General features: G+C 56.1%; 13 protein-coding genes and 1 tRNA gene. 7 read left to right on the top strand and 7 right to left on the bottom strand.

What is annotated here, in order from left to right:
* The 4 genes from IOB61_RS04590 to IOB61_RS04575 form a co-directional block, all read right to left on the bottom strand.
* The coding region (locus IOB61_RS04590) for a GNAT family N-acetyltransferase (protein WP_290812861.1) at positions 1 to 334 on the bottom strand (334 nt) is incomplete at its 3' end.
* A gap of 242 nt (positions 335 to 576) precedes the next feature.
* The gene (locus tag IOB61_RS04585; RefSeq protein ID WP_290812858.1) at positions 577 to 972 is read right to left on the bottom strand and encodes a GNAT family N-acetyltransferase; all 396 of its coding nucleotides are present in this window, start codon (positions 970 to 972) and stop codon (positions 577 to 579) included.
* 169 nt (positions 973 to 1,141) lie between these two features.
* The gene (gene rpiB, locus IOB61_RS04580; RefSeq protein ID WP_290812855.1) at positions 1,142 to 1,591 is read right to left on the bottom strand and encodes a ribose 5-phosphate isomerase B; all 450 of its coding nucleotides are present in this window, start codon (positions 1,589 to 1,591) and stop codon (positions 1,142 to 1,144) included.
* A 9-nt stretch (positions 1,592 to 1,600) separates the two neighbouring features.
* Positions 1,601 to 2,281 carry a crotonase/enoyl-CoA hydratase family protein gene (locus tag IOB61_RS04575; protein WP_290812852.1) on the bottom strand — a complete coding sequence of 227 codons (681 nt, stop codon included), beginning with the start codon at positions 2,279 to 2,281 and terminating at the stop codon, positions 1,601 to 1,603.
* Between the two features lie 177 nt (positions 2,282 to 2,458).
* Here IOB61_RS04575 and pyrC point away from each other — a divergent pair, with 177 nt between their 5' ends.
* The gene (pyrC, locus tag IOB61_RS04570) at positions 2,459 to 3,535 is read left to right on the top strand and encodes a dihydroorotase (protein ID WP_290812849.1); all 1,077 of its coding nucleotides are present in this window, start codon (positions 2,459 to 2,461) and stop codon (positions 3,533 to 3,535) included.
* Between the two features lie 73 nt (positions 3,536 to 3,608).
* Here pyrC and IOB61_RS04565 read toward each other — a convergent pair.
* Positions 3,609 to 3,683 (bottom strand) — tRNA-Thr (locus tag IOB61_RS04565).
* 94 nt (positions 3,684 to 3,777) lie between these two features.
* On the opposite strand from IOB61_RS04565, the gene IOB61_RS04560 reads away from it, so the two are divergent.
* On the top strand, positions 3,778 to 3,930 hold the full coding sequence (locus tag IOB61_RS04560) for a hypothetical protein (protein WP_290812847.1): 153 nt from the start codon (positions 3,778 to 3,780) through the stop codon (positions 3,928 to 3,930).
* 3 nt (positions 3,931 to 3,933) lie between these two features.
* On the opposite strand, the gene IOB61_RS04555 is transcribed toward IOB61_RS04560, so the two are convergent.
* Both IOB61_RS04555 and IOB61_RS04550 read right to left on the bottom strand, forming a co-directional pair.
* Positions 3,934 to 5,064, bottom strand: a complete 1,131-nt coding sequence (locus tag IOB61_RS04555; RefSeq protein WP_290812844.1) for an alkaline phosphatase D family protein — start codon at positions 5,062 to 5,064, stop codon at positions 3,934 to 3,936.
* Between the two features lie 73 nt (positions 5,065 to 5,137).
* On the bottom strand, positions 5,138 to 7,504 hold the full coding sequence (locus IOB61_RS04550; RefSeq protein ID WP_290812841.1) for a TonB-dependent receptor: 2,367 nt from the start codon (positions 7,502 to 7,504) through the stop codon (positions 5,138 to 5,140).
* Positions 7,505 to 7,761: 257 nt separating this feature from the next.
* On the opposite strand from IOB61_RS04550, the gene murA reads away from it, so the two are divergent.
* The 5 genes from murA (at position 7,762) to IOB61_RS04525 (ending at position 11,811) form a co-directional block, all read left to right on the top strand.
* Positions 7,762 to 9,039, top strand: a complete 1,278-nt coding sequence (gene murA / locus IOB61_RS04545; protein WP_290812838.1) for a UDP-N-acetylglucosamine 1-carboxyvinyltransferase — start codon at positions 7,762 to 7,764, stop codon at positions 9,037 to 9,039.
* Positions 9,040 to 9,474 carry a DUF2948 family protein gene (locus tag IOB61_RS04540; protein ID WP_290812835.1) on the top strand — a complete coding sequence of 145 codons (435 nt, stop codon included), beginning with the start codon at positions 9,040 to 9,042 and terminating at the stop codon, positions 9,472 to 9,474.
* 70 nt (positions 9,475 to 9,544) lie between these two features.
* Entirely contained in the window at positions 9,545 to 10,849 is a 1,305-nt protein-coding gene (gene hisD, locus IOB61_RS04535; RefSeq protein WP_290812832.1) for a histidinol dehydrogenase, read from the top strand.
* A 39-nt stretch (positions 10,850 to 10,888) separates the two neighbouring features.
* Positions 10,889 to 11,362: a UPF0262 family protein gene (locus tag IOB61_RS04530; protein WP_085339906.1), complete on the top strand. Its 474-nt coding sequence runs from the start codon at positions 10,889 to 10,891 to the stop codon at positions 11,360 to 11,362.
* 14 nt (positions 11,363 to 11,376) lie between these two features.
* Positions 11,377 to 11,811 (top strand): arsenate reductase ArsC, encoded by a 435-nt coding sequence (locus IOB61_RS04525; RefSeq protein WP_332835084.1) that lies wholly within the window; start codon positions 11,377 to 11,379, stop codon positions 11,809 to 11,811.
* Positions 11,812 to 12,152 lie beyond the last annotated feature (341 nt).

Genomic DNA, 12,152 nt, shown 5'->3' with positions numbered 1-12,152 from the left:
GGCCGGCTTCGGTGGCGTGGAGGATGGCATAGCCAATGCCGCGCTGGGTGAAAGCCTCTTCGGCCGCTACCATCAAGCGCTTTGCAATGCCTTCACCACGCCGATCCGGCATGACAAAGAGATTGAGCACATAGCCGCGTCGATCATCCATCGGGTGGCTCGGGTGGGGTGGCCAGTCAATCACCATCAGCCCAATGCCCGCAATCGGCAGCCCATTGTCTTCCGCGATAATGCCAAAATACCGACCATCGGCTAACCGCGGCTTTAGCCACGTGCAGAATGAGGCCCTCATGAGATCGAGATCGGCCTGCGCACGACCGGCCTCTTGAAACATCAACTCTCGATGTGAACAAATTAGGTCGAGATCATTTATGGTAACAGTTCTTAAATTCATGGTTCGCGGCCGCCAAGAAATCGCATTATCCGTATATGGTGGGCCGCACGCTCTCAGCCGCACTTAGGACAAAATACAGGAAGACTGGGGTGGACTGATACATTTTCGCGCTGTTCCCACAGCTTAGCTGTCCGCACGTTCGTACAAGCCCAGCAAATGGAGCATTGAAATGCGCACGATTTCTATCGAGATCTCTTGATGATGAAGCCGTTTTCGATTGTTGAGAAGCCGATCTTTGGGTAGTAGCTCATCGCATCCGGCGCAGAGAGCAAAATAAGAGCGGTTTGGGGGCCAATCGCTTCTTGAGTTTTCTCAATGAGTACTTTCCCAATTCCCATATTTTGAAATTCTTTTTGAACAGCTAGATCGGAAAGATAGCAACAATAACAAAAGTCGGTTAGCGATCGCGCGACACCAATCAAGTGATCTTCGTTATAGGCGGCAATGACTAGGTTTGAATTCCTGTACATTTGGGAAATTCGATCGAAGTCATTCGTCGGTCTTTTAAGACCTGAACTGTCGTAAACTCGTATGATCTCTTCTATGGGGATAGGTGGGTTAATCTTGTACTGAATCACGTTTAACTCCACTATCGAGCTGCAAGGAATTTGGAAGTTAATCTTTTATTTTCAAAATGTTAAGTCCTAATCTCAGGGCTTGCCACTTGGCATATTTCGCGACATTTCACCAGCACAGTGCAGCAGAATCACTTTGTCCATTGGTGACAGGTCGGCCGAGCCCCCCAACTCATCCCTCCAACGCCTTAATCATTTCCACCCGAGTCGCATGTCGGCCGCCTTCAAAGTCGGCGGTCAGGAACGCGTCGACAATATCGAGCGCGAGGCCAAGGCCCACGACGCGCGCACCGATAGACAGCATATTGGCGTCATTGTGCTGGCGGATCATCCGGGCGGAGAAGGTGTCCATACAGACGCCACAGCGTACGCCTTTTACCTTATTGGCGGCCATCATAATGCCCTGGCCCGTGCCACATAGCAAAATACCGAATGGATACTGCCCAGAAGCCACCAGACGTGCAGCCTCGGCGCCGCGTTCGGGATAGGGCGTGCTTTCGGTTGTCATGGGGCCCAGATCATCGACCTCCCACCCCAGAGCGGTCACGTGGTCGAAAATGGCGCGCCGCAACTCAATCGCGGCGTGATCGCTGGTGAGAACAAGGCGTTTAGTGACCGTCATGGAAAAAATCTATTTGCCGTGGTGGCGACCAATACTGGCCTTGATGCGCTCTAGTGTTGCGCCACGAATAGCCATCTTATTGCCGTGATAAGCATGGCCCGGCAATTGGGCAAGCTGGGCTGCCACGGCAATGGCTTCGGCTTCGACTTTGTCTAAGCTGGTTAAATGATCAAGGTAGCCCGCCTCTACAGCACCTTCAGAATCATAAATATGGGCTTGCACCACGGCTTTGGTCATATGCAGCGGGTTTAAGCGGTCTTTGGAAAGTTCCAGCGCAAAGATCGGCAAGACCATGCCATTGATTGTTTCATTCGCCCCAATCTTATAAGGGCCTGCCGCGCCAATGCGCGTATCGCAGGCGTGTAAGATAAATACGCCCATCGCAATCGCATGGCCCGTACAAGCCGCCACCACGGGCAGGGGGTTGCCATATAGGCGTACCAGAAGACCAGCCCCGGCATCGAGAAGCGCAAGGGCAGCCTCAGGGCCAGAAGCCGTCAAGGCTTGCAGATCAAAGCCACCCGAGAAGCGGCCTTCACGGCCTGCCAACACAATGGCTTTGGCTTTCGCTTCGGCTTCATCCAAAGCAGCATGGAGGGAAGCCACCATGGCCTGATTGATCACATTGGCCTTGCCATCATCCATCCGGATCACAGCCACATCGCCCATGAATTCCACGCTCGCACTCATGTCACGGCTCCCTGTTTGTTTCTGCTCTCTTTCCGGCCAGACTAGTAGAGATAACCTTTTGTGGGTCAACTGGGCAGATGCAAGTCGACGGACCAGCGTGCAACAAAGGTGATTTGACCTTGGACACCTGCCTCTTTAATCCAAGCCGCACCGGGGTCGGATAGAAAGAGGCATAACATGTTGGATATGGCGACGCAGGGCGAAGATGTGCAATCAGGTGTGACCCGCCTCACCATTCGTCGGCCTGATGACTGGCACGTGCATCTGCGGGATGGTGCCATGTTAGCCGCTGTCGTCAATTACACGGCGCGCCAGTTTGCCCGCGCCATTGTTATGCCAAACCTCGCCCCGCCTGTGACGACGACGGCGCTGGGTGCGGCCTATCGAGACCGCATTGTAGCGGCGACAGATCCCGCCCTCACATTCACCCCTTTGATGACGTGCTATCTGACCGATCACAGCGATCCGGAGGATATTTCAAACGGCTTTCTGACCGGCGTCTTCACGGCCTGCAAGCTCTATCCCGCCCATGCCACCACCAATTCCAGCCATGGCGTCACCGACTTTAAGAAGCTTTATTCCGTGTTTGCAGCCATGGAAAAGATCGGCATGCCGCTTCTCTTGCATGGCGAAGTTACCGAATCCCACATCGATATTTTCGACCGGGAAGCCGTTTTCATTGATCGCATCTTGAGCCAAATCGTCCGCGATTTTCCGGGCCTGAAGATTGTGTTTGAACATATTACGACCGCCGATGCCGTGGCTTTTGTGGAAGGGTCCAGCCACCCAATTGCGGCGACCATCACGCCCCATCACCTTGATTTTAATCGCAATGCTATGTTCGAAGGCGGCATTCGCCCGCACTTTTATTGCTTGCCCGTGGCTAAGCGCGAGACCCATCGTCTGGCCTTGCGTAAGGCGGCTGTCTCAGGTTCGCCCAAGTTTTTCTTAGGCACCGATTCTGCCCCGCACGCGATTGGCGACAAGGAATCGGCCTGTGGCTGCGCCGGCATTTTCAACGCGCCTTATGCGATTGAAAGCTATGCCAAGACCTTTGAGGAAGAAGGCGCGCTCGACAAGCTCGAAGGTTTTGCCAGCCTCTTTGGTCCCCGCTTTTATGGCCTGCCCGTAAACGAAGAAACGGTGGCGCTAGAGAAGGTTCCGGTTGCGGTGCCCGCTAGCCTCGCCGCAGCTGGCACCCAAGTTGTTCCCTTCCACGCGGGGCAAACCTTGGCTTGGAAGTTTATGGGCTAAATTGGCCATAAAGGCGCAAGTGTTTCTGGGGAAGCTTTTCGGGTCGAGTTCTTCAGAGGGTGTGAGAAGAAACTGGTGCCACAGGCGAGGATTGAACTCGCGACCTCATCATTACCAATGATGCGCTCTACCACTGAGCTACTGCGGCATCGGACGCGGAAAACCCTGCGTCTGCGTTTGAAGGCGCGCTGATACCCCGCTTACCCCTTTCTGAAAAGGGGTCTGACGCATATCATCTTCACATGAACGAATCGCTACCCCCAAAAATCGCAGTTAATGCACCGGCTAAATCACAAGGGGCTAAGAAACCCTCCAAAGAAGAGCGGTTGAAGGCCGCTCTGCGTGATAATCTCAAGCGGCGCAAAGCAGCCGCCCGTAAGGCCGATCCAGCCTGAGGCTCACGTTGAGCCAACGCGCAAGTCGGCAACATCAATGCTTTGGCTCAGCGCCACTTGGCCTTGTTCGCCGCATATATCGACCTTCAGCTTTGGCCCGCCCATTTTGTTCCAGACAATGTCGATCAGGCCAAAATTGCGGGCGCGATAGGCTTCCCCAACCCGAAGCGCATTGGGTGGCAGCACATGCCACACCTCGGTCAGGCCCGAAGAGGTAAAGTCCCACAAGGGGTAAGGCACATTGGCATCAAGGCGCGAAACCTCGCCATAATGTGTATCACCCGATAAGCAGATCAGGCCACCTGCTTTGGTCTTGCGGATCGTTTCGATCAAGCGCTGATGGTCTTGCGCATAATTGATCCAAGCCTCCCAGCCCGGAAAATCCGCAATGACTTGGAGGGAGCTTGCCAGAATGCGGATGTCGGCCGGCAGACGCAATTGGGCCTCTAGCCAGCGCCATTGATCCTCACCCAACATCGAGGCCTTAAGCTCTGGATTGCGCGCATAGGGGCCAGGCACGGGCTTGCCTGCCGCGGCGAGCTCTTTCTCCCATTGCCCATAGCTCTTGCCGCCCAAATCAAGGCGCAGGATTTCTGAGCGATTAAAGCGCAAGTCTGGCAGAATGATCTGGATACGTTTGCCTGCAGGGCCAAACATATAGGCGCTATAAATGCCATCGCGGCTGCGCCGTGGGCTGGTGGCAGCCTCACCCCAGAAGTCGCAAAAAATCTTCCGCGCCTCTTCCTTCATCGGATACTCGCCACCCGCATCATTCTCGCCAAAGTCATGATCGTCCCAGACGGCGAGGATAGGCGTGGTTTCGCGCAATTTTTGGAAGCCGGGCTTTTGGGCCAATTGGGCATATTTCGCGCGCATCTCCTCTGGATCGCGCGTGTCGAGATAGACATTGTCGCCCAGGAAAATGAACAGGTCGGGTTTGGCGGCCAAGATCGCGTCCCAAATGGGTTGGTCCTTGGATTGTTTGGCACAAGAACCAAAGGCAATCCGGTTTAGGGCCTTACTCGATAAGGCCTGCGCCCCACTTGGCAGCACATCAGGCCCGGCAGAGGCAAGACTGGGGGCAGCCACAAGGCCTGCTGCAAGACTTAAGGCATCACGTCGACTGGCGGTCATGGCAAAGCTCCTCAAAAAAAGGGGGCCCAAAGCCAGTGCCTTGAGCCCCTCAGGTGCCCGGGGGGGACTTGGGTTAGAAGGCCTTCTTTAGGGTGAAGACTACTTGCTGGGGCGCACCGGCCAGCAAGGTCTGATTATCGCCGCTATTGCCAAAGCCGTTAGAGCCAATGGTCGAGACATAGCGCTCGTCGGTTGCATTGGTGACGTTTAGCTGGGCTTCGAGGCCTTCGAGCAAGTCATTGCCGCTAAAGCGATAGCCCAGCGTTAGTTCGGCCAAAGTATAGGCGTCGACTTTGCCATTCACATCGTCATTCAAATAGGTGAAGTAACGCTCACCCGTGTAGGACGCGCCCAATTTGGCAAATAGGCTGCCATTGTCATAGGAAAGCTCGCCCTTGAACAAGATTTCCGGCGTATTGACGACCTTCTTGCCCTTGGTGGCCGTCACGATCACGCCTGAGCGATTGACAACATTGTCGGCATATTCGGAATTATTATAGGTCAAAGAGCCGAACACATTGAATTCGTCGGTTAGCCGATAGAGGCCCACAAGCTCTGCCCCATAAGAATTGACCGCGCCAACATTGGAAAGGACTGGCGCGTTACCTACAATGCCAGCCCCTTGCGAAACGCCCAAGAGGCGGTTCTCAAAGCGCACGACATAGCCAGCAACACTGGCTTCAAATCGATCCCCGCGTACCCGGTAGCCCAATTCGCCAGTCGTCGATTCTTCAGGGTCTAGCGTGCGGGCTACCTCGTCCACATTGGCTTGGTTGCGCGAAGCAAATGGGCCAGCGGTTGCGGCTGATACATAGGCCGCTACATTGCGCGAAAAGGTCCCGAAGATATTGCTGGTTGGGCTCAACTCATATTTGAAACCCACTTGCGGCAAGAAAGCTTCGCTGGTGCGCAATTTGCCGCTGATGCCATTGGTGGCGGTCGGGGCGGCATTGTTGATCGTGGTGGTCGTCACCTCATTGGTCACACGGACCGATTTAAAGCCCAGATTGACCGTGAGATCTTCTGTAACGCTCCAATTATCCTGTACCCAGAATTGTAGGGTCGAGGTGTCAAACCGATAGGCCCATTGCGTGAAGAAGGGGTTGGCCATGAAGTCCAAAGATGGCCGGATATTGGCCGCGCGGGCCAGCCCGTAGAACCGGCGGGCTTGGTCAAACTGGTTGGTTTCAACCCAAAGACCGGTTGAAACTTGGTGGGCCCCGGCATCAATGGTCAAAGCGCCAAAGGCACCGGTGCGCTCAATATCATATTCCGTGGTGCGAACAGAAGTCGGCGAGGGGGCCGTGATTGGGCTGCCATTTTGGTCGGGTGCGCCCACAGGGGTGGCCACATAGGGCGTAAACCAGATACCTTGGCCCTCATTGGTGTGGTTATAGAGGGTAGCCGTCAGGCTAACTTTGCTGGTCACAGGCGTATCCAAGGTCACATAGGCCAGATTGTCTTTGCGCAGGCCCGAAGCGTCAAAGTAGGCATCATCCACCGATGTGATCGGGGTTGGATAGTTTCGACCCGCTGCAGCGTTAGAAATTGCAGCCCCGGTGTCGCCCCGATTGTTGGCAATGTCGGCCAGCAAATTGGCCAGCGCATAATTGCCGGAGATATTGTCCCATTTATAGCCCAAACGGCGGATCATCTCGAGGCTCAAATCTTGATAGTCATTCTCCGCCCGGTCAGACCAATTATAGACGGCTGTCACCGTCGCAGCACCGACGGGTTGGACATATTTCACATTGACTTGGTCATGGTTCTGCTCGCCCACGCCTTTCCATTTGTCTTGCTGGGTGCTGGCGACAGACACATAGCCTTTGCCGCCGCCCAATGCGTCAAGCGTGCCGGTCTCTATGCGGGCGAAGATGCGCTGTAGAGAGTCGCTCCCCCCGGACAGGTTGAGTTGCCCGCCGAACGTATCGCTGGGCTTGCGCGAGATGAATTGCAAAGTGCCGCCCAAATTGGAGGAGGAGGCGGTGCCGAGCGCGCCTGCACCTTGGCTCAATTCTACCCGACCAATGTTTTCCGAGATGGTAGCACGCGAAATGTGTAAGCCATTATGGTTGCCATAGCTCATGTCGCCCAAGGGGACGCCGTCGAGCGTAAAGCCCATTTGGTTTTGGTTGAAACCGCGGACGGAAATGCGGGTCGACCACTCATAATTGCCTAAGGCGTCGGCGGATTGAAAGTTCACGCCGGGCAAGCGCTCGATTGCTTTTAAGGGGCTGATGCCGGGGGCGGCCAGCGCAATGGCCGCAGCTGTCACCGATTGGGTCTGGCGTGAGCTAGCCGAACCATAGACGACGATGGTTTCAACGTCTTGCTCGGCGGAAGGTTCGCTGGTTGCAGGCGTGGTTTGTGCGATCGCCTGCGGCGCGGCCAAAAGGCTCGCGAAGCTGACTGAAGCGAACATTAGATATTTGAGACTCATGTTTTTCCCCTTTGTACCGACCAGTCGGACATTGGGGCTGGGCTTAGGTCGCCAAGGTGACGAACACGCAACGCCTTGGTTACAGTTTCAAAAATCTTCGGTAACAGCCTTGTCACATCAGGGGGCCGCAGGCTTGATGGATCCGCACCGCGCTTTTGCCCAGCCTCATGGCGCTGGATACACCCCATTGCCTTGAAAAAAGCCCATACCTTGTCATAAGCGGATGTCACACTTTCACGTGCCAGAAAAGAAGCATTATGGACCGTATTGCCCTTGTCGGCGGGACACAGCTGAAAGGCTCTATCCCCATCTCCGGCGCTAAAAACTCTGCCCTCAAATTGCAGGCCGCCAGCCTTTTAACGCGGGAGCCTTTGGTTCTGACCAATATGCCAGAGCTGGCCGATACGCGGTTTATGATCGAGCTGTTGGAGCAATTGGGTGTCACGTGTTTTTGGCCCAAGGGCAGTGGGCGCTTGTCCATGCATGCCGAAGACCTGACCAGCACGATCGCGCCTTATGATCTGGTGCGTAAAATGCGGGCGACCTTTAATGTGCTGGGTCCTTTGTTGGCCCGGGTGGGTCATGCCACCGTATCTTTGCCCGGCGGCTGTGCCATTGGCGCGCGCCCCGTTGACCTGCACTTGAAAGCCTTTGAGGCAATGGGGGCCGATATCGTCATTGAAGGCGGCTATGTGAAGGCAGCAGCGCTTCGCGGCCTTAAAGGCGCGAAAATTGTGTTCCCCTTCGTCTCGGTCGGTGCCACAGAGCATGCCATGCTGGCCGCCACTTTGGCCAAGGGCGAGACGGTGTTGGAGAATGCCGCGCGCGAACCTGAAATCGGCGATATCGCCCATTGCTTGGTGGCTATGGGGGCCAAAATCGAAGGGATCGGCACCTCCACCTTGCGCATCCAAGGGGTTGATGAGCTCAAGGGGACAACATGGAGCGTCATTCCCGACCGGATTGAGGCAGGCTCTTATGCCTGTTGTATCGCAGCCGCCGGCGGCGAAGTGACTTTGACCCATGTCGTGCCCGAGACGATTTCCTCCTTGATCGACGTCTTGCAACGCGCCGGAGTTGAGGTTGAGGTCGGCCCAGATTGGGTCAAGATCACCCGCGATCCCGCCACCCCAATCAAGCCCGTTGATATTGATACCCAACCCTATCCGGGCTTCCCGACCGACACCCAAGCCCAAGTCATGGCTTTGATGACGCGGGCGAATGGCGCTTCGATCTTCCGCGAGAATATCTTTGAGAACCGCTATATGCATGCGCCAGAACTGCGTCGCTTGGGGGCAGATATCTCGGTACGCGGCTCTGAAGCGGTGGTGCGCGGAGTAGAGACCTTGCGCGGTGCGCCCGTCATGGCGACCGATTTGCGCGCCTCGGTCTCGCTGATCATTGCGGGCTTGATGGCCGAAGGTGAAACCGTCATTTCGCGCGTTTATCATCTAGACCGTGGCTTTGAGCGCTTGGAAGCGAAATTATCGGGCTGCGGTGCGCAGATCCGCCGCTTGTCCAGTTCGGAGGAATAAGTGGCCCATTCGTCGCTGCGCTTATTGGCTGAAGACGAGGCTGATCTGTCGATCATTTCAGCCGCCGTCCAAGATGCCATCTTCAAGGTCTCTGACGCGGTTTGGTCGCCCGCCAAGCGCCGCTTTACCTTGCGGCTGCAGCGCTTTGTCTGGGAGGCAGGTGCCGAAAAGGGCAAAGGACAGCGCGTTTGGGCGGCCGTCGCCTTTGACAGCATCTTGAGCGTCCAGTCCAAAAAGATCGCCCAATCGCGCCGGGATGCCTTTGCCAGCCTGTTGGCCATCACCTTTGATCCCGAAGAAGCCCCGGGGGGCAAATTGCGATTAAGCCTTGCTGACGGTGGCGAAATCCTGTTGCACGCGGAATGTATCGACGTGACTTTGGCGGATTTAAGCGCGCCTCGCGAAGCAGTAGCGCGGCCCAAGCACGACATCTGAACTGAGGCAAATGGCCGGGGCCTGCACCCTTGCCCTCCCCAAAGACCCACGCCCGCGCTAGATAGAGGCCATGACCCGTCTCCTATCAGCCCGTTCACCTGACTTCCAAGCCCAGTACCACGCCCTCCTGCAAACCCGTGGGGAGGCTGTTGATGGCGTGGAAACCCGCGTCGCTGCCATTCTGGCCGATGTGAAGGCGCGTGGCTTTACCGCTTTGGCTGAGCTTAGCCAGAAATTTGATGCCTTTGCGCTCTCGCCCGAAACCGTCCGCGTGACCACGGCGCAAGTTGAAGCTGCCATCAAAGCCTGCGATCCGGCGGTGGTGAAAGCGCTGGAGCTGGCCGCTGAGCGCGTCACCGATTACCATGTGCGCTCTAAGCCTGAAGATGCGCGCTGGATTGATCCCCAAGGCGTCACCCTTGGCTGGCGTTGGACGCCGGTAGATGCAGCAGGCCTTTATGCACCCGGTGGTCTTGCCGCCTATCCCTCCTCCGTTCTGATGAATGCCTTACCTGCCAAAGCAGCAGGGGTTCCCCGCCTTGTCATGATGACGCCGCCAACCCGCTTGGCCGAGAACCCAGCCATTCTAGCAGCCGCCAAAATAGCGGGGATAGATGAGATTTATGGCATAGGTGGCGCACAGGCGGTTGCTGCTATGGCCTATGGCGCAGACCCCATTGCCAAGGTTGATGTGATTGCAGGGCCGGGCAATGCGTGGGTATCGACCGCCAAAAAGCTTGTATTCGGCACAGTGGGGATAGATTCTGTGGCGGGGCCCTCTGAAGTTTTCATCATTGCCGATGGGGCCAATGATCCAGACATTATTGCCGCTGACCTTTTGGCCCAGGCAGAGCATGATGCCGTGGCCCAGTCGATCCTGTTTACCGATGATGCCGATTTTGGCCAGCGTGTCTTGGATGCTGTGGCTGCGATGATTGCGCGCGGTGAAGCTGGGCCAGAAGCGGCTATCTCTTGGCCCGCCTATGGCGCGGTAATTATTGTCGATCGGCTAGAAGATGCGGTGGCTTTAAGCGATCAAGGCGCGCCAGAGCATTTGCAAATTGCCACCGAAGACCCCGATGCACTTGCAAGCCAAATACGCCACGCAGGGGCCATCTTCTTAGGCCGTCATGCGCCAGAGGCTTTGGGTGATTATTTGGCGGGGCCAAACCATGTGCTGCCTACCGGCGGACGTGCCCGGTGGGCGTCTGGCCTTTCAACCCATATGTTTATGAAGCGCACCACCTTGATGGGCACAGGTCTTGAAGGCCTTGCCGCCATTGGTCCAGCCGGCGTGCGCCTTGCGACAGCTGAAGGCTTGCCCGCCCATGCGGCCAGCATTGCCCTTCGACTTAAGGCAGCAAATCCGGCTTGAGGGCTTGAACCAAGGTGCGGCCTCTTGCAAGGATAGGCCATGTCTAACAACCGCCGTATCGCCGATGTCCGCCTTGATGAGGAATCGCTGGCTGCCCAAACCGCCGATGGGGAGCATGAGCGCCGCGTCGCCATTTTTGACCTTTTAGAAGCCAATTACTTCGATGTGATTGATGGGCCGGATGGGCCCTATGCGCTGACCTTATCGGTGGTCGACCAAAAGCTGGTTTTTGACGTCAAATTGCTCGATGGCAGCGATGTGCGGATTTTCGTCTTGTCGCTATCGCCCTTTAAGCGGGTGGTGCGCGATTATTTTATGATTTGCGAGAGCTATCATCAGGCCATACGTCAGGCGACTCCCACCCAGATTGAAGCCATTGATATGGGTCGGCGCGGCTTGCACAATGAAGGCTCTCGCCTGCTTGAAACGCGCCTTGAAGGCAAGGTCGCGCTTGATTTTGATACGGCACGGCGGCTGTTCACGCTGATTTGTGCCCTGCATGTTAGGCTCTGACACCGTTGGATCTGGTGCGCCCGCCTCAATCTGTTTTGTTCTGCTGCACCATGAATGCCATTCGCTCCCCCATGGCGGAAGGCTTGATGAAGCGCAGATTTGGCACGCGCGTGTTTGTCGATTCCTGTGGGCTGCGTAAAGCCGATCAAGTGGACCCCATGGCGGTAATGGTCATGGATGAATTGGGCGTTGATATCATCAAGCATCGGCCCAAGACTTTTGCCGATCTTGAGGATGATAGTTTCGACCTCATCATTTCACTCGCCCCACAAGCCCACCATCGCGCATTGGAATATACCCGCCATTTGGCCGTTGAAGTCGAATATTGGCCCACGCTGGACCCTTCCGCGGTTGAGGGCAGCCGCGACAGCCGCATGGATACCTATCGCGACGTCCGCGATACGCTGGACCGCCAAATCGCCAAACGCTTTGCGATGCTGAAGCTTTAGGGGCCTCACACCCCCACGATGTCATCCCCGCCGAAGCGTGAGCGGAGAGCGGGGACCTCGTGGGATTTTGCGGCAGGAGGTCTGGGACTCGGCTGCGCCGTCCGGGATAACATCGCTTTTGGTTTCTTTCCTCTGGAAGGCTTTGGTGCAGGCCCTGCCTACACCAAAGGCCATACGTTATTGTTCGTGGGCGATTTGACGAGTCAAGTCCGCTTTGCGCCGCTTCGCGGCAGATTTCCGAAGGAAATCTGGACTTGACGCGACAAATCGCCCGAGCACGATAAAGGAAGCGTTTTTGTGACCAGAATGGGCACCAAAACGCTTCTAGATAAAAACTCTCC

The sequence above is a fragment of the Aquidulcibacter sp. genome, from assembly GCF_020253525.1.
Lineage (GTDB): Bacteria > Pseudomonadota > Alphaproteobacteria > Caulobacterales > Aquidulcibacteraceae > Aquidulcibacter.
Note: the sequence above shows the minus strand (reverse complement) of the source record. Positions and strands in the feature narration are given on the sequence as shown.

Excerpts from the sequence above, each read along its gene's own strand:
- rpiB (WP_290812855.1), bottom strand. The coding sequence starts at position 1,591 with ATGACGGTCACTAAACGCCTTGTTCTCACCAGCGATCACGCCGCGATT.
- IOB61_RS04575 (WP_290812852.1), bottom strand. The coding sequence starts at position 2,281 with ATGAGTGCGAGCGTGGAATTCATGGGCGATGTGGCTGTGATCCGGATG.
- pyrC (WP_290812849.1), top strand. The coding sequence starts at position 2,459 with ATGTTGGATATGGCGACGCAGGGCGAAGATGTGCAATCAGGTGTGACC.
- IOB61_RS04560 (WP_290812847.1), top strand. The coding sequence starts at position 3,778 with ATGAACGAATCGCTACCCCCAAAAATCGCAGTTAATGCACCGGCTAAA.
- IOB61_RS04555 (WP_290812844.1), bottom strand. The coding sequence starts at position 5,064 with ATGACCGCCAGTCGACGTGATGCCTTAAGTCTTGCAGCAGGCCTTGTG.
- IOB61_RS04550 (WP_290812841.1), bottom strand. The coding sequence starts at position 7,504 with ATGAGTCTCAAATATCTAATGTTCGCTTCAGTCAGCTTCGCGAGCCTT.
- murA (WP_290812838.1), top strand. The coding sequence starts at position 7,762 with ATGGACCGTATTGCCCTTGTCGGCGGGACACAGCTGAAAGGCTCTATC.
- hisD (WP_290812832.1), top strand. The coding sequence starts at position 9,545 with ATGACCCGTCTCCTATCAGCCCGTTCACCTGACTTCCAAGCCCAGTAC.
- IOB61_RS04530 (WP_085339906.1), top strand. The coding sequence starts at position 10,889 with ATGTCTAACAACCGCCGTATCGCCGATGTCCGCCTTGATGAGGAATCG.